The organism is Actinospica robiniae DSM 44927 (genome assembly GCF_000504285.1).
Lineage (GTDB): Bacteria > Actinomycetota > Actinomycetes > Streptomycetales > Catenulisporaceae > Actinospica > Actinospica robiniae.
Genome location: NZ_KI632511.1, coordinates 7,282,194 through 7,297,243 on the forward strand (window position 1 = coordinate 7,282,194; position 15,050 = coordinate 7,297,243).

17 protein-coding genes are annotated in these 15,050 nt (G+C 71.0%); 7 read left to right on the plus strand and 10 right to left on the minus strand.

Annotated elements, in window-relative coordinates:
- Positions 1-12: 12 nt before the first annotated feature.
- A complete protein-coding gene (locus tag ACTRO_RS31300; RefSeq protein WP_051451669.1) occupies positions 13-1,518 on the minus strand; it encodes an MFS transporter in 1,506 nt (501 codons plus the stop codon).
- 213 nt (positions 1,519-1,731) lie between these two features.
- Here ACTRO_RS31300 and ACTRO_RS31305 point away from each other — a divergent pair, with 213 nt between their 5' ends.
- Positions 1,732-2,562, plus strand: a complete 831-nt coding sequence (locus ACTRO_RS31305) for a TetR/AcrR family transcriptional regulator (RefSeq protein ID WP_051451670.1) — start codon at positions 1,732-1,734, stop codon at positions 2,560-2,562.
- Between the two features lie 79 nt (positions 2,563-2,641).
- On the opposite strand, the gene bfr is transcribed toward ACTRO_RS31305, so the two are convergent.
- Positions 2,642-3,124, minus strand: coding sequence for a bacterioferritin (bfr, locus tag ACTRO_RS31310; RefSeq protein WP_034268921.1), 483 nt, complete (start codon positions 3,122-3,124; stop codon positions 2,642-2,644).
- 74 nt (positions 3,125-3,198) lie between these two features.
- Positions 3,199-3,453, minus strand: coding sequence for a (2Fe-2S)-binding protein (locus ACTRO_RS44980; RefSeq protein ID WP_063628104.1), 255 nt, complete (start codon positions 3,451-3,453; stop codon positions 3,199-3,201).
- Positions 3,454-3,588: 135 nt separating this feature from the next.
- Between ACTRO_RS44980 and ACTRO_RS31320 the strand changes: the two genes are divergently transcribed.
- The gene (locus ACTRO_RS31320) at positions 3,589-4,191 is read left to right on the plus strand and encodes a sulfite oxidase-like oxidoreductase (RefSeq protein ID WP_034268924.1); all 603 of its coding nucleotides are present in this window, start codon (positions 3,589-3,591) and stop codon (positions 4,189-4,191) included.
- 10 nt (positions 4,192-4,201) lie between these two features.
- On the opposite strand, the gene ACTRO_RS31325 is transcribed toward ACTRO_RS31320, so the two are convergent.
- Positions 4,202-4,858 (minus strand): DUF4230 domain-containing protein, encoded by a 657-nt coding sequence (locus ACTRO_RS31325; protein ID WP_211244473.1) that lies wholly within the window; start codon positions 4,856-4,858, stop codon positions 4,202-4,204.
- A gap of 23 nt (positions 4,859-4,881) precedes the next feature.
- Here ACTRO_RS31325 and ACTRO_RS31330 point away from each other — a divergent pair, with 23 nt between their 5' ends.
- A complete protein-coding gene (locus ACTRO_RS31330) occupies positions 4,882-5,118 on the plus strand; it encodes a hypothetical protein (RefSeq protein WP_157436560.1) in 237 nt (78 codons plus the stop codon).
- 37 nt (positions 5,119-5,155) lie between these two features.
- Here ACTRO_RS31330 and pknB read toward each other — a convergent pair whose 3' ends face one another.
- The 5 genes from pknB to ACTRO_RS44210 form a co-directional block, all read right to left on the minus strand.
- Complete coding sequence (gene pknB / locus ACTRO_RS31335; RefSeq protein WP_051451671.1) at positions 5,156-6,979, minus strand: Stk1 family PASTA domain-containing Ser/Thr kinase; 1,824 nt, start codon at positions 6,977-6,979, stop codon at positions 5,156-5,158.
- A 60-nt stretch (positions 6,980-7,039) separates the two neighbouring features.
- Positions 7,040-7,825 (minus strand): thiazole synthase, encoded by a 786-nt coding sequence (locus tag ACTRO_RS31340; RefSeq protein WP_281177913.1) that lies wholly within the window; start codon positions 7,823-7,825, stop codon positions 7,040-7,042.
- A 1-nt stretch (position 7,826) separates the two neighbouring features.
- Positions 7,827-8,039, minus strand: coding sequence for a sulfur carrier protein ThiS (thiS, locus tag ACTRO_RS31345; RefSeq protein WP_245594545.1), 213 nt, complete (start codon positions 8,037-8,039; stop codon positions 7,827-7,829).
- Positions 8,039-9,223, minus strand: coding sequence for a glycine oxidase ThiO (thiO, locus tag ACTRO_RS31350; protein ID WP_034268930.1), 1,185 nt, complete (start codon positions 9,221-9,223; stop codon positions 8,039-8,041). Before thiO ends, thiS begins: the two co-directional genes overlap by 1 nt.
- 202 nt (positions 9,224-9,425) lie before the next feature.
- Positions 9,426-10,058 (minus strand): hypothetical protein, encoded by a 633-nt coding sequence (locus ACTRO_RS44210; RefSeq protein ID WP_051451672.1) that lies wholly within the window; start codon positions 10,056-10,058, stop codon positions 9,426-9,428.
- A gap of 150 nt (positions 10,059-10,208) precedes the next feature.
- On the opposite strand from ACTRO_RS44210, the gene ACTRO_RS31360 reads away from it, so the two are divergent.
- The 4 genes from ACTRO_RS31360 to ACTRO_RS31375 all read left to right on the plus strand — a co-directional run bounded on the left by ACTRO_RS31360 (position 10,209) and on the right by ACTRO_RS31375 (position 13,735).
- On the plus strand, positions 10,209-10,574 hold the full coding sequence (locus ACTRO_RS31360) for an Rv2175c family DNA-binding protein (RefSeq protein ID WP_034268933.1): 366 nt from the start codon (positions 10,209-10,211) through the stop codon (positions 10,572-10,574).
- Positions 10,575-11,306 carry a thiamine phosphate synthase gene (gene thiE / locus ACTRO_RS31365; RefSeq protein WP_245594546.1) on the plus strand — a complete coding sequence of 244 codons (732 nt, stop codon included), beginning with the start codon at positions 10,575-10,577 and terminating at the stop codon, positions 11,304-11,306. It begins immediately after the preceding gene.
- A gap of 192 nt (positions 11,307-11,498) precedes the next feature.
- Entirely contained in the window at positions 11,499-13,109 is a 1,611-nt protein-coding gene (locus ACTRO_RS31370) for an MFS transporter (RefSeq protein ID WP_034268936.1), read from the plus strand.
- Entirely contained in the window at positions 13,106-13,735 is a 630-nt protein-coding gene (locus ACTRO_RS31375) for a TetR/AcrR family transcriptional regulator (protein ID WP_051451673.1), read from the plus strand. The genes ACTRO_RS31370 and ACTRO_RS31375 overlap by 4 nt, the downstream gene beginning before the upstream one ends.
- 389 nt (positions 13,736-14,124) lie before the next feature.
- Here ACTRO_RS31375 and ACTRO_RS31380 read toward each other — a convergent pair whose 3' ends face one another.
- Positions 14,125-14,964 (minus strand): ABC transporter ATP-binding protein, encoded by an 840-nt coding sequence (locus ACTRO_RS31380; RefSeq protein ID WP_051451674.1) that lies wholly within the window; start codon positions 14,962-14,964, stop codon positions 14,125-14,127.
- Positions 14,965-15,050: the final 86 nt, after the last annotated feature.

Here is a 15,050-nt window from a genome sequence, read left to right on the forward strand (position 1 = left end):
GTGACTGTCAGATCAGTGCGCTTCCATCGCCGACGGCTTGATCTGCTTGGGCAGCAGGAAGCCGAGCGGGATGCACAGCGCCGTCAACAGCGTTGCCCACAGCAGTGTGTCGCTGGCGGCGGTGATCGAGGTGTGGTGGGCGCTGAGGCCGTCGAAGTACAGCGTGCCGAACAGCGCGGCGCCGAGGGTGTTGCCGAGCTGCTGCAAGGCGTTCATCACGCCTCCGGCCGAGCCGGTCTCCTCGTCGTCGATGCTGCTGACGATGATGCCGAAGTACGTCGCGATCAGAAAGCCCATGCCCAGACCGGCCACTCCGTAGGACGGCGAGAGCTCGAGCGAGGTCAGCCCGGCGCCCCAGTGTTCGATGCTCCACGCCACGCCCGCGAGGCCGAGGCCCATCGCCACCACGCCGCCGTGCAGCACCCGGCGCCCGAACTTGGGGGCCAGCAGGGCGCCGCCGAGGCCGGCGCCCACGGCCGCGCCGAGCGAGAACGGCAAGCCGGTCAGGCCGGCGTGCAGCGAGCTGTAGCCCAGTGCGAGCTGCAGGTGCAGCATCAGCACCAGGAACAGCCCGCCCATGCCGCAGAAGAAGAAGACGCCGAACAGCTGGCCGCCGACGAACGCGGGCTTGCGGAAGAGCGAGAGCTCCACCAGCGTCGTGCTGCCCGACTTGAAGCGGGCCTTCTGCTGCAGTCCGAACAGCGCGAACACCGGCACGGCCGCGGCCATCAGCACGAACATGTAGACCGGCCAGCCCTTCTCCCGGCCCTGGATCAGCGGGTAGATCAGCAGCAGCATGCCGAGGCCGGAGAGCACCATGCCGAGCACGTCCAGCTTGGGCGGATTCTCGCCGTGCTCGGTGTCCTCCGGCACCACCCGCAGCGCGCAGACCAGCGCGATCAGGCCGAGCGGGACGTTCACCCAGAACACCGAGCGCCACTGTGAGCCGAACAGGTTCGCCTGCACCAGGGCGCCGCCGATGATCGGGCCGACGGTGGCGGCGATGCCCATGACCGGGCCGAAGATGCCCATCGCGGCGCCGGCCTGGTCGGCCGGGAAGACCGAGCGGATGATGGCGAGGCCCTGCGGCAGCATCAGCGCCGCGGACAGGCCCTGCAGCGCCCGGGCGGTGACCAGCATCTGCGGGTCGACGGCCGCGCTGGCCAGGGCGGAGAAGACGGTGAAGGCCCCGATGCCGATCAGGAACATCCGGCGCCGGCCGTAGATGTCGCCCAGCCGGCCGCCGGTGATCAGCGCGACCGCCATGGCCAGGGTGTAGCCCGCGATCACCCACTGCAGCTCGGTGCTGCTGGCGTGCAGGTCCCGGGCGATGGAGGGCGCCCCGACGTTGACGATGGTGGAGTCCAGCAGGTCCATCACGTCCGCGCCGAGCACGGTGAGCAGGACGAACCACTGGAGTCGGGAGGGCTTGGGCAGGCTCGGCTTCGGGCTCGAGCCCGCTGCTCGGCCGGCCGGCGCGGCGTCGGCCGCGTCGGAGGCCTGCGCGGTGGCTGACATGGTGATCCCCCAGTTTCCCCCGGGCCCAGGCCGGGCCCGGTGCGATGCGAACGGTGCTTGCCTACGGAACACTGTTCTACGCGCGAACGGTGTTCGTGTCAAGAACGGCGTTCGCATTGCGTACGGTGTTCGTTCCGCCTATCCTGGTGAGGGAGCCGAAACCCGGTGCTCAGCCCGGGCTTGCCCGCTCCCGGCCGAGCGGAAGGAGCGCGGATGACGACCGAGGCCACCCCGTCGTCGCAGTCGGAGCGCGAGCCGGAGGGGCGCCCGGCCGGGCGCCCGGGCGTGATTCCGCCGCCGCCCTGGGCGCGCGAGCAGGGCGCCCGCCGCGCCGGCCGCGCGGACAAGCCGGCGCTCAGCCGGGAGGCGATCGCCGACGCCGCGCTGCACATCATCGACGTGGAGGGCTTCGAGGCCGTCTCGATGCGCCGGGTGGCGCAGGAGTTCGGCACCGGCGCCGCGTCCCTCTACGCCTACGTCGCGAGCAAGGACGAGCTGCTCGACCTGGTCATCGACCGGGTGATGGGCGACGGCCTGCTCGACGAGAGCCTGAGCGAGCCGGACGCGGACGTGGAGCAGTGGATCGAGCAGATCAAGGACATGATGCGCGCCTGGTACGGCGTGCTCACCTCGCACCGCGATCTGGCCAAGGCCTTCGTGGGCCGGATCCCGTTCGGCCCCAACGGGCTGCGCAACATCGAGAACATGCTCAAGCTGCTGCGCGCGCACGGCCTGCCGGACTACATCGCCGCGTTCATGGGGGATCTGGCCAGCCAGTACCTGGTGAACTCGGCGATCGAGGGGTACATGTGGCGCGAGCGCTACCCGGACGCCACCGACGACAACGTGGCCGCGGCGATGGCCGAGGTCGGCGACTATCTCGAGGATCTGCCCAAGGCGCAGTTCCCCAACATCACCGAGCTGGCCCGGCTGATGACCGGCCCGCCGGCCTCGGACTCCCCGCTCGCGGACCGGTTCGAGCTGGGCCTGGACATCCTGATGCGCGGCGTCGCGACCTTCCTGCCGCTCCGCCACGACGACTGAGACGCGGCCGGGACACGGCGACGGCCGGGCGCGGCCCCGCTTCGGCGGAACCGCGCCCGGCCGCGGGCGCCGGACGGCTTCAGGAGTGCTCGGGCTGCTTGACCAGCTCGGTGATGTAGAGCGGCTCGCCGAGGGCGCCGATCAGCTCCAGCTGGGTCTCGAGGTAGTCGATGTGCTCTTCCTCGTCCTTGAGGATCTCCTCGAAGATCTTGGCCGAGGTGACGTCGTTGCGCTCGCGCATCAGCCGGATCCCGCGGCGCAGCCGCTCGACCGCCTCGACCTCGACCTTCATGTCGCACTCGAACATCTCGGTGATCGACTGGCCGATGCGCAGCGGGCTCAGCTTCTGGAAGTTGGGCAGGCCCTCGAGGAAGATGATCCGCTCGGCCAGCTTGTCGGCGTGCTCCATCTCCTCGATGGACTCGTGCCGGGTGTGCTTGGCCAGCTTCACCCAGCCGTGGTTCTCCTGCAGCTTGTAGTGCAGCCAGTACTGGTTGATCGCCGTGAGTTCCGCGGTCAGCTGCTCGTTGAGGATCGCGATGACGTCTTTGTCGCCTTGCATCGCCCGGTGCCGTGCCCTTCCTGCGTGTCCGATATGACAGCAGGTAGTCTTGCACGCACGAACGGTAAAACCCGTCAGGCGGCGGTGGTGACGCTCTGGTGCTGGTGCAGCGCGGCCGCGTCGCACGTCCCGGGGCAGGCGGCCAGGGTCTGCTCGACCCGCGGGCGGGTGCGGGCCTGCTCGAGCAGGCAGCCGAGGCGCTCCACGCAGGTGCCGCAGCTGGTTCCGGCGCCGCAGCGCTCGCCGATCTCCTCCTCGGTGTGCGCCCCCGCGGAGATCTCTTCCTGTATCTCCTCCTCCGTGATGCAGAAGCAGACGCAGGCGTACATGGGCGGATCTCCTCGAAAAGGGACAGACCGGGGGTCGGTTAGGCAAACCTAAGCTAACCCAGCGGTCCGGCGCATGCAAGAGCGGCCCGTCATTGTGGTCTGGAGCACACCGGCCGGTCTGGGACGATAGAACCCATGGTGGGTCTTCATGACGCGGGGTCGAGGGACCTGCGGCTGCCGCCGGGACAGCGCCCGCAGGCGGCCTGGCCGGTGCTGCACTACGGGCCGGTGCCCCGGTTCAAGCCGGAGCGCTGGGATTTCCAGGTCTACGGTGCCACCGTGGACGGGGCGAAGCACAGCTGGGACTACGCGGAGTTCCAGGAGCTGCCGCGCGGCCGGGTGACGGCGGACATGCACTGCGTGACCAAATTCAGCCTGCTGGACAACGAATGGGCCGGCGTGCTCGCCCGCACCGTGCTCGAGCTCGCCCCGCCGGCGCCGGACGCGACCCACGCCATGGTCTGGGCCGAGTACGGGTACTCGGCCAACCTGCGCGTCGCCGATCTCGCGGCGGACGCCAGCATCCTGGCCACCCACCGCGGCGGCGAGCAGCTCACGCCCGAGCACGGCTTCCCGCTGCGCCTGGTCGTGCCGCACCTCTACGCGTGGAAGGGCCCGAAGTGGGTCCGCGCGATCGAGTACCTGACCGCGGACCGCCGCGGGTTCTGGGAGGAGCGCGGCTACCACACCATCGGAGACCCGTGGCGCGAGCAGCGCTACTCCTACCAAGAGGACTGATCCGCCTCGGTCACCCGGTGTACTTCACCGAGATGTTCTTGAACCCCAACGACTGCAGCAGGCTGGTGAGCATCGCAGTGGTGTTCTTCTCCGCGTCCGCCACCAGCTCGCTCTTGGCCGCCGCGGCCTCGATCTGCTTCTGCGCCAGCTCGTAGACCGCCTGCTGCGAGTTCGGGTTCCCGCTCAGGAAGTTGTTGATCCGGGTGAACAGGCCCTGCTGCTGGGCGAAGACGTAAGACTGCTGAACGTCGAGCTGGGCCGGGTCGAGCTGCGCCTTCGGCAGGATCAGGCTGGCCGTGAGCCGGTCCGCGGAGACCTGCACGTCCTGGCCCTTGAGCTTGGAGAAGTCCACGTAGGAGTTCTCCGTGCCGATGCCGATGAACATGGTGTCGCTGCCCTCGAGGAAGCTCGGCAGGATCGACCCGTTGGAGGAGATGTCCACGACCACCTGGAAGTTGCCGCTGGCCGCCTCGTACTTCGAGAGCTGCACGATCGACTGCAGCAGCACCGGTCCGGAACGCTCGGTGGTCTTCTCAGAGAATGGATTGCGCAGTTGGGGTAGGAGATGGATGGCGGATCCCAGCAGGACCAGTCCGACCGCCAGCACCAGCGCTATCCCGCTCGCTATGAACCGACCGCGCCACTCGCTCAGTCTCAGCCTTGCCACCTGCGACCACCCACCCTTGTCCGTTGGATCACGACGACGTCGAAGGAGTACGAACTTCCGTGCCTGGCTTCAGATTCCCCCGCAATCCGCGGGACGAACGCCCCCGCCGCCGGCGCTTCAACGCGCTCTGGGCGTTCTTCTGGCTCATTGTGCTGATCATCCTGCTCGGACTGCTGTTCGGCGGCTATCGTAAGGGCACGCCGATCCACAATCCGGGCACTTGGGTACGCGCGGCGGCGGGCATGATCCGCCTGCGCTGAAGATTATCCGAGCAGAGGGGATCGCCGCGCGGCGCGCTCAGTAGTACAGCGTGACGGTGCCGCCCTGATTCGTGCTCTGACCCCCGCCGGGCGACTGGTGCAGCACGGTCTTGAACATCACCGAGACGTGGTGGGTGACGACCTGGAAGCCGAGGCCCTGCAGCTTCGTCGTGGCGTCGTCGATGTTCATGCCGGTCACGTCGGGCACGAGCGCCTGCCCGGGTCCGCTGGAGAGCACCAGCGTTATGGTAGAGCCCTGCGTCGCCGTGCCGGTGGGGGAGTACGAGGCCACCTGGCCGGCCGGATCGTTCGAGCTCTGCGTCTGGGCCGAGACCGTCACGGTGAAGCCGAGCGCGTTGAGCTTGTCGGTGGCGTCGGTCTGGCTCAGGCCCGTGACATCGGGCACGGAGACCTGGGCAGGGCCGCTGGAGACGTCGAGGGTGACGGTGGCGCCGGAGGCCACCGGGCGGCCGGAGCCGGGCGAGGTGGAGGCCACCTCGCCGGCCGGCACGGTCTGGCTCGGCACCTCGGTGACCTTCCACTTCAGGCCGTCGTTGTCCAGTGCGTGCTCGGCCGCGGTCTTGCTCAGGCCGGTCAGGTCCGGCATGGACTGGTAGTGGGTGCTGCCGTAGAGCCAGGCGCCGATGCCCACGGTGATCGCGATCACCACTATCACCAGGAAGATGATCAGGCCTCGATAACGCCGCGGACCCCGGCCCTCCGGGGCGTAGCGGTAGGGCTCGTCCGGGCGCCGGCGCGGGGCCACCGGCGGCAGCGGCGAGGCCGCCAGCCGGGTGGCCGAGCCGCGGCCGTTCGAGCCGAGCCCGCCGCTCAGGTCCATCCGGGTGGGCGCGGCGTCCGGGCGGGTGGCGTGGTCGGGCCGCAGCGCCTCGGTGGCCTCCGTCTGGACCGCCGAGCCGTTGAGGTCGAGGGCGGCGTCCGGCAGGGCCGCGTAGGCGGCCCGCAGCTCGCCCCGCAGGGCGTTGGCGTCGTCCGGGCGGTGCTCGGGCTCCCGCGCCGTCGCCCGGGCCACCAGGGCGTCGATGGCGGGGTCGAGGCCGGGCAGCAGCGCCGAGGGCGGGGGCACCCGGTTGGTCACGTGCATCTGCGCGACCTGGACCGGCGTGGGCGCGGCGAACGGCTTGCGGCCGGTGAGCAGCTCGTAGAGCACGATCCCGGCCGAGTACACGTCCGAGCGCTGGTCGCACGAGCCGGTGCGCACCAGCTCCGGCGCCAGGTAGGAGGCGGTGCCTATCAGCCCGCCGCCGGGCAGGCTGCCGCCGAGGGTGCCGCCGTCCGAGACCGAGCGGGCCAGGCCGAAGTCGGAGACCTTCAGCGCCGCGGCGTAGGAGTGGTTCTGCGCCAGCGCCGCGTCGTTGATCAGGACGTTCTCCGGCTTCACGTCCCGGTGCACGATCCCGGCCCGGTGCGCCGCGCCGAGCCCGGCGAGCATCGCGTCGAGCACCTGCAGCGCCTGGCGCGGGGTGAACCGCCCGCGCCGCCCGAGCACCTGCCGCAGCGTGCTGCCCGGCACGTACTCCATCGCCAGGTAGGCCAGCGTGGGCGCGCGCCGGTCGCCCGCGTTGAGCACCGACTGGTCGTAGACCCCCACCACGTTCGGGTGGCTGAGCCGGGCGGTGGACTTGGCCTCGCGGATGAAGCGCTCGACGTACTCCGGCCGCTTGGCCAGCTCGGCGTCGATCACCTTGAGCGCGACGGCCCGGTCGAGCCGGCTGTCCCAGGCCCGGTAGACCGAGGCCATGCCGCCGTGCGCGAGCCGCGCCTCGACCCGGTAGCGGCCGTCGATGAGTTGCCCGGGCTGGAGGTCCTCGGGCTGCGGCAGATGGACGGCGGTGCTCACGCTTCCCGAGTGTAAGGGGAACAAGGTCTACCGCACCGTATGAGCCGCATCCCAAAACGGTTAAAAGGCAGGCGTTTCGTCACGGGATGGTGACGAAGCGCGGGCGTAGCGTCGCCGCGGGATCCGTCCGGCCTCGTGGCTCGCCCGTCCGGCGGCGACCGCGTCGCGCATCGCCGCAGCCATCAGGGCCGGCCGCTGCGCCCGGGTCACCGCGGAGGCCAGCAGCACGCCCGCGCAGCCGAGCTCCATCGCCAGTGCGGCATCCGAGGCCGAACCGATACCCGCGTCCAGGATCACCGGGACCCCGGCGGCCTCGACGATGAGTTCGATGTTGTGCGGATTGCGGATGCCGAGGCCCGATCCGATCGGCGAACCGAGCGGCATCACCGCGGCGCAACCGGCGTCCTCGAGCTTGCGGGCGAGTACGGGGTCGTCGTTGGTGTAAGGCAGAACCGTGAATCCGTCCGCCACCAGAACCCGCGCGGCATCGAGCAGTTCCACCGGATCGGGCAGCAGGGTGCGCTCGTCCGCGATCACCTCGAGCTTGACCCAGCTGGTGCCCAGGGCCTCGCGGGCCAGCCGCGCGGTGAGCACGGCGTCGCCCGAAGTCAGGCAGCCGGCCGTGTTCGGCAGCACCTCGATCCCGAGTTCGGCCAGCAGGTCCAGGATCGATCCGCGGGTGCCGGCGCCCACCCGGCGCATGGCCACGGTGGTCAGTCTGGTCCCGGAGGCGGTCAGGGCCGTGCGCAGGATCTCCAGGCTGGGCGCGCCGCCGGTGCCCATGATCAGCCGCGAGCCGAAGACGCGGTCGGCGATGCGGAGTTCGAGTTCGTCGATACCGGACATCTCAGCCTCCTTGCACAGCGGTGAGGATCTCGACGTCGGCACCGTCGGCCAGCACCGTCTCGGCCCAGGACGTGCGCGGCACGACCTCTCCGTCCACCGCGACGGCGACGCCGGAGCGGCTCGGGGTGTGCGCGGCGACGAGCGCGTCGAGGCGGTGGCCGGCCGGCAGCTCGCGCGGTTCTCCGTTGACGGACACGGTGATCGACGGGGTCATCAGTGCTCTCCTTCCGATGCCGGCGCCGACGCGACCGATGCCGCCGACGCGGCGAAGCGGTCCGGGCGGAAGGGCGCGGCGTAGTCCGGCAACGCTCCGTCGACCAGCAGGTCGGCGATGGCGTCCGCGGTCACCGGCGTCAGCAGCACGCCGTTGCGGAAGTGGCCGGTGGCGGCGATCAGGCCGGGCAGCGCGGTCTCGCCGAGCAGCGGCGCGTTGTCGGGCGATCCGGGCCGCAGCCCGGTGCGGGTCTCCACGAGTGGCAGCTCGCTGATACCGGGGAGCACTTCGCGGGCGTCGCGCAGCAGTTCGTAGACGCCGCCCGCGGTCACGCCCGTGTCGAAGCCGAGTTCGTCGCTCGTCGCGCCCACCACCAGCTCGCCGTGCGCACGCGGCACGAGGTAGACGTAGCTGCCGCGCACGAGGGCGCGCAGTGTGCGGGTGAGCAGCGGGACGGCGGGCATCGCCAGCCGCAGGATCTGGCCGCGCACCGGGCGGACCCGCGGCAGCACGCCCGGCGGCAGCCCGTCCACCTCGCTCGACCAACAGCCGGCCGCGAGCACGACCCGTTCGGCGAGCAGCCGCTCGCCGGACTCCAGCAGCAGGCCCTGTGCGCGCTCGCCGGCCAGCAGGGCGGCCCGGCTGCGATGCAGGCACACGCCCGCCTTCTCGGCCGCGGCCAGCAGCGCGGCGTGCAGCATGCGGTTGTCGACCTGGTGGTCCCGCTCGACCAGCAGTCCCGCCTGGACGCCCGGGGCCAGCATCGGCTCGAGGCGCCGCGCGTCCCGGCCGGTCAGCGGGGTCGAGTCGAGGCCGAGCCGGTGGTGGAACGCCGCGGTCTCGGTGAGCACGGCCTGGTCGTCCCGATCGAACGCGACGGCGAGCGTCCCGCGGGTGTCGAAGCCCGCCGGAAGTCTTGCGAAACTTTCAAGATCCCGGATGAAATCGGGGTAGCGGGCAGCCGAACGCAGGTTCAGCGCGAGCAGGTTCTCCTCGCCGTAATGGGCCTCGGTCACCGGCGCGAGCATCCCCGCGGCCGCGCTCGAGGCGCCGGCTCCCGGCTCCGGATCGGCCAGGCACACCCGCAGGCCGCGTCGGGCCGCCCGCCAGGCGACGGCGAGCCCGATCAGTCCGCCGCCCAGCACGACCGCGTCGCGGCCAGGGCGTGGTCCCGTACAGGACATGGCGCTCCCTCCACCGGCGCGACCCGAGGGCGGCGCACGGCCAGGTTCGAACGGTCGGAGACCGCGGCCGTCTCCCTCTCAACCCCCGCGTCGTGGGGGCTCCCGTGGTGTATGGAAGTTTTCGGGCACCAGCTTAGCCGGGACCGCGATGCGGTCCCGGCCTGGGGGCGAGCTGGTGGGTGTGCTCCGGGGTGAGCCGGGTTCAGGAAGCGGGGGTGGGCGGAACGGTGATGGCGCCGCCGAAGACGTTCGTCAGGGTCAGGACGGCGAGCACCACGCCGATCACGCCGACGATCACCGCGCCCAGTGACACGGCCTTCGCCCACGCCGGCTGCTTGCCGGAGAGCAGCAGGCTCGGCGAGAGAAGCGAGCCGGCACCGAAGAGCATGGCGCCGACGGCGAAGGCCAGCGCCCACACCGCCTGGGTGTGCCAGCCCTGGTGGGCCAGGGTGACGCCGAGCTGGTTGGCCTGGGCCTGGGTGGTCGCGGTCGAGTGGATCTGGCCGTTGTCGTTGGCGCGCTCCGAGATCACGCTGGAGGTCCAGTTCGTGCTCAGCGAGACCAGGCCCAGGACGATACCGGCGAAGCCGAAGCCGCCGGAGACCGCGCCGGAACCGGGCACGTCCTCCTCTGCGTCCACTTCGTCGATCTCGATGAGCTCCTCGGGCAGGTCGTCAGCCGCGCGCGGCTGGCCGAGCGCCACGAACTCGGTCTCGCTCTCCGACTCGTCGATTTCGACGAGCTCGTCGGGCAGAGCCTCGCTGGCGCTCTTTGACTCGACGAGCTCGGCCTCCTCGGCCTCGGTCCCGTCCGTGGTCGTGGTGTTTTCCGTCATAGCCGCACACCTTAAAGCTTCCGGCTGAGAGTGTGGTAAACGAACGGACACGATTCTCGGTTCCCCCTCCCCGCCCGTGCCTCCCGGGCGGCCCGGCCGTCCCTCGGCGTGCGCGGCGGCCCGGGGGTCCCGGCATGGCACAGTAGAGGGGTGACTACCCCTGATCTGGACCTCGATACGCTGATCGCCGACTGGCTGACCCTCCCCGACCTGGCCGAACGCCTGCACCTGCCGGTGACCAAGGCGCGCCAGCTGGTCAAGGACCGGCAGGTGGTGGCGGTGCGCCGGGGTGAGCGCAACGTGCTCTCGGTGCCGGCCGCGTTCGTCGACGGCGACCAACTGCTCAAGGGCCTGCCCGGAACCCTCACCCTGCTCGCGGACAACAAGTACACCGACGAGGAGGCGCTGCTCTGGATGTTCACCCCGGACGAGACGCTTCCCGGCACGCCGGTGCAGGCGCTGGCCGAGAACCGCGGCACCGAGGTGCGCCGCCGGGCCCAGGCGCTGGGCTTCTAGGTGGTCGCCGATCTCGCCGCCATACCCGCGGCCGCCGCGCGCCTGTCCGACGCCCGGCTGTACCTGTGCACGGACGCCCGGCTCGAGCAGGGCGACCTGCCCGGCTTCCTCGACGCGGTGCTGGCCGGCGGCGTCGACGTGGTGCAGCTGCGGCACAAGGGTCTCGAAGCGGCACGCGAGCTCGAACTGCTCGAGGTGGTCGCGAAGGCCTGCGAGAAGCACGGCGCGCTCTGGGCGGTCAACGACCGGGCCGACCTGGCGCACGCCGCCGCCGCGCCGATCCTGCACCTCGGCCAGGAGGATCTGCCGGTCCGCTTCGCGCGGGCCGTCGTCGGTGACAAGTCCCTGATCGGCCGCTCCACGCACGCCGAGGCCGAGGTGGAGGCCGCGGCGGCCGACCCGGAGGCCGGCTACTTCGCGGTCGGGCCGTGCTGGCCCACTCCGACCAAGCCCGGCCGCCCCGCTCCCGGCCTCGACCTGGTCCGCCACGCCGCCCGGGTGGCCCCGCCGCGGTTCGGCGCCGGTGCGCCGGCCGACGCGATCGCCAAGCCCTGGTTCGCCATCGGCGGCATCGACGCCGGAAACCTGGACCAGGTGCTCGCCGCCGGCGCCCGCCGCGTCGCCGTCGTCAGGGCCCTGACCGGCGCCCGTGACGCCGCGTCGGCCGAGGAAGCCGCCCGCCACCTCGCCGGCCGTCTGCGCGCCGCCGCGGAGGCGGACGCAGGGGCCTGAGCCGGCCGCTTCGCCCCATCCGTCGCCGCGTTCCCGTCCGGGAGCGCGGCGACTTCGCCGTGCCGCCGCCTTCCGCCACACCGAACGAAACGGAACGGTTGCGTATCGCAATCCTGAGGCGCTAGCGTGGGCTTCCATAATACGGAACGGTCTCGGATCGTATGTCCGAGCCACCTTGGGAGGGGAACCGTCGTGACCGAACACCGCGACGCCGAGCACGCAGAGCAGACCGGGCACCCCCGGCGCTGGCTGATCCTCGGCGGCCTGGTCTTCTCGCTGCTCGTGGTCGTGCTCGACAACACCGTCTTGAACGTCGCGCTCAAGACGATGTCCGAGCCCAAGCCCAAGGGCCTGGGCGCGAGCCAGTCAGACCTCGAATGGGCGATCAACTCCTACACGCTGATCTTCGCCGGTCTGCTGTTCACCTGGGGCATCCTGGCCGACCGGCTCGGCCGCAAGCGGATCCTGATGCTCGGCATGGTGCTCTTCGGCCTGTCCTCGGTGCTGACCGCCTACGCCCAGACCCCCGGCGAGCTGATCGCCGCGCGCGCCGCGATGGGCTTCTCCGGCGCCGCGATCATGCCCTCCACCCTGGCCATCATCGCCAACGTCTTCCCGCGCCGCGAGCAGGGCAAGGCGATCGGCATCTGGTCCGGCTCGGTCGGCCTGGCCATCGCCATCGGCCCGGTGGTCGGCGGCGCGCTGCTCAACAACTTCTGGTGGGGTTCGGTCTTCCTGATCAACGTGCCCATCATCGTCATCGCCTTCGTGGTGATGGCCGTGCTGCTGCCGGAGTCGAAGAACCCGAAGCCCGGCCGGCTCGACCCGGTCGGCGTGCTGCTGGAGATGGCCGGCCTGGTGCTGTTCGTCTACGGCATCATCCACGCCGGCGACACCGGCGACTGGGGCAACGTCACCGTCTGGGGCTCGATCCTGCTCGGCGCGGTGCTGATGGCCGGATTCGTGTTCTGGGAACTGCGCACCGACCACCCGGCGCTGGACGTGCGGCTGTTCAGCAACCGGCAGTTCTCCGCGGCGGTGATCGCGGTCGCGCTGACCTTCTTCGCCATGATGGGCGGGATGTTCTTCTTCTCGTTCTATCTGCAGTCAGTGCGTGGATATTCACCTTTGATGTCCGGTGTGTTCATGCTGCCGTTCGCGGTGGCGATGGTCGTGTTCGCGCCGCTCTCGGCCACCATGGTCAAGCGCTTCGGCCCGCGCCCGGTCGCGGTCACCGGACTGCTGTGCATCGCCGCGGCGATGGCCTGCTACCAGTTCGTCACGCAGTCCTCGGCGATGTGGATCTACCTGCTGATCGCGTTCATCCAGGGCGCGGCCATGGCGAACGTGATGCCGCCGGCCACCACCACCGTGATGACCTCGCTGCCGCGGCAGATCGCCGGCGTCGGCTCCTCGGTGAACAACACCGTGCGCCAGCTCGGCGGCGCGCTCGGCGTGGCGGTGCTCGGCACCATACTGACCACCGCGTACCGTGACCGCATGCAGCCGCTGATCAGCCACGTCGACACCCAGCTGACGCCGGACCAGGTGCACTCGGTCAGCGGCTCGATCGAGGCCACCCAGCAGATGGTGGCCGGTGCCGCCGCGAGCGGCCACCCGCAGGCGCAGCAGCTGCTCCAGCCCGCGAACGAGGCGTTCGTGCACGCGATGCACGTGACCACCGTGATCGGCGCCGCCGTGATGGTGCTGACCGCGCTGGTGGTGTGGCTGTGGCTGCCCAAGCAGGTCGCCGCGCCGGTCGGCATGGACGCCTCGGCCAAGGCGGAGAGCGTCGCGGCGTGAAGGACGCTTCGCCCGGGCCGGGCGCCTCGGCCACCACGGCCCGGCGACCCGGCCGCCCGCGCAGCGAGCAGGTCGAGGACGCGATCCTCGACGCGGTGATCAGTCTGCTGAGTCAGGGCGTGAGCTACGACGGCCTCTCGATGGAGCAGATCGCCAGCACCGCGGGCGTCGGCAAGGCGGCGATCTACCGGCGGTGGGCGAACAAGGAGGCACTGGTCCTGGCGACGCTGCGGCGCACGTTCCACAGCACGCCGCGCGTTCTGCCGCGCGGCGAGTCGGTGCGCGAGGACCTGATCGACCTGATGCGGCAGATGCGTCACAACATTCTTCATTCGGAGGAGGGCGCGGCCTTCGCCGTGCTGATCCAGACGTTGACGAACAACGTGGCGCTGATGCACCGCTATCAGGAGGCGGTCATCGAGCCGCGCCGCGAGCAGTACCGCGAGGTGCTGCGCCGCGGCGTGGCCGGCGGTGAGCTGCGCCCCGACCTCGACGTCGAGCGCGCGACCGTCATGCTCACCTCGACGCTGCTGTTCGTGTGCAAGCTCTACCCCACCTTCGAGGTCACCGACGGGTACTGCGTGGGCCTGGTGGACGACCTGCTGCGCGGCGCCGTGCCGCGTTAGGACGGGGGACCGGTGGAATGGGGCGAGGCCCGCCGCACGGGGGGACGGCGAGCCTCGCGGCGGAGAGTTGTCGAGGACTCTCCGCGGCGCCGAAGGGGTTCGCCGCCCGGGTCCTAGGACCGCGCGGGCGACGGGGGCGGTTCCGGCGCCGGCGACGCGGATCCGTACGGGGGGACGGACCGGGCGCCGCTGGTCGGCACGCTGCCCCCACGGGGGGAAGGGACGCGCGTGCCTTCGGGCGAGGCCCCACCGCACGGGGGGACGACGAGGCCTCGAAGAGGATTATTCACAGTGAGCGGGCGCTTGGCGACCCCTATCGGAAAAGTTCTCACAGGGAATCATCATCCTTACTGCGCGTGTCCGCCGCGTGACCCGGTTGTCCTGGTTGCTCACGGATTCTGCGGCGGTCGATGGTCACGCAGAGTCGACATCGCGTCGGCATGGGTGGCCGCGGCATCCGGCCGGACCGGCGTCACCGCGGGCTTTCCGGACGTATCAGTATTCACCGATACTAGCGCACGGAAGACCGCCCCGATGCGTTCCGGGGTGAGCACTTCGGCCGGCCCCCCGGCCGCCGCGGTGCGCCCCCGGTCGAGCAGCACCAGCTGGTCGGCGTACTGGGCCGCGGCGGTCAGATCGTGCAGCGTGCTCACCACCGTCAGCCCGTCCTCGCGGCGCAGCGTGTCCACCAGCTCGAGCACCTGCTGCTGATGCCCGAGATCCAAAGCCGTGGTCGGCTCGTCCAGCAGCAGCACCCGCGGACGCTGCGCCAGCGCCCGGGCCAACGCCGCCCGCTGCCGCTCGCCGCCCGAGAGCGTGCCGAGCCGGCGTCCGGCCAGCCCGATCAGCTCGAGCCGCTCGAGCACTCCCTCGACCAGGTTCCTGTCACCAGCCCCCGGCACACCCAGATAGCCCAGGTAGGGGGTGCGCCCGAGTAGGACGTAGTCGCGCACGGCGAGCTCCGGCGGCAGCATCGGCCGCTGCGGCAGATACGCCAGGATCCGGGCCAGCTCGCGTCGGCCGCGTCCGGCCGGCCCCGGCTCGAACGTCACCGTGCCCTGATAAGGAATCAAGCCCGCCAGCGCGCGCAGCAGCGTCGACTTGCCCGCGCCGTTGGGCCCGAGCACGGCCAGCCAGCCGCCCGCGGACACGTGCAGCGACACGCCGTCCACCGCCAGCACGCCGCCCGGCAGCTCCACCCGCACGTCGATTGCCGTCAGGGCGCTCATGACACCACCTCGCTCGAGCTCGGTAGGCGCATTCGCGGACGCACTGTGCTTGATGATGAGCTCGCAAGCTCGCTCATGACACCACC

Excerpts from the sequence above, each read along its gene's own strand:
- thiO (WP_034268930.1), bottom strand. The coding sequence starts at position 9,223 with ATGTCCTGTACGGGACCACGCCCTGGCCGCGACGCGGTCGTGCTGGGC.
- thiS (WP_245594545.1), bottom strand. The coding sequence starts at position 8,039 with ATGACCCCGTCGATCACCGTGTCCGTCAACGGAGAACCGCGCGAGCTG.
- bfr (WP_034268921.1), bottom strand. The coding sequence starts at position 3,124 with ATGCAAGGCGACAAAGACGTCATCGCGATCCTCAACGAGCAGCTGACC.
- ACTRO_RS44980 (WP_063628104.1), bottom strand. The coding sequence starts at position 3,453 with ATGTACGCCTGCGTCTGCTTCTGCATCACGGAGGAGGAGATACAGGAA.
- ACTRO_RS31300 (WP_051451669.1), bottom strand. The coding sequence starts at position 1,518 with ATGTCAGCCACCGCGCAGGCCTCCGACGCGGCCGACGCCGCGCCGGCC.
- ACTRO_RS31305 (WP_051451670.1), top strand. The coding sequence starts at position 1,732 with ATGACGACCGAGGCCACCCCGTCGTCGCAGTCGGAGCGCGAGCCGGAG.
- ACTRO_RS31320 (WP_034268924.1), top strand. The coding sequence starts at position 3,589 with ATGGTGGGTCTTCATGACGCGGGGTCGAGGGACCTGCGGCTGCCGCCG.
- ACTRO_RS31380 (WP_051451674.1), bottom strand. The coding sequence starts at position 14,964 with ATGAGCGCCCTGACGGCAATCGACGTGCGGGTGGAGCTGCCGGGCGGC.
- ACTRO_RS44210 (WP_051451672.1), bottom strand. The coding sequence starts at position 10,058 with ATGACGGAAAACACCACGACCACGGACGGGACCGAGGCCGAGGAGGCC.
- ACTRO_RS31340 (WP_281177913.1), bottom strand. The coding sequence starts at position 7,825 with ATGTCCGGTATCGACGAACTCGAACTCCGCATCGCCGACCGCGTCTTC.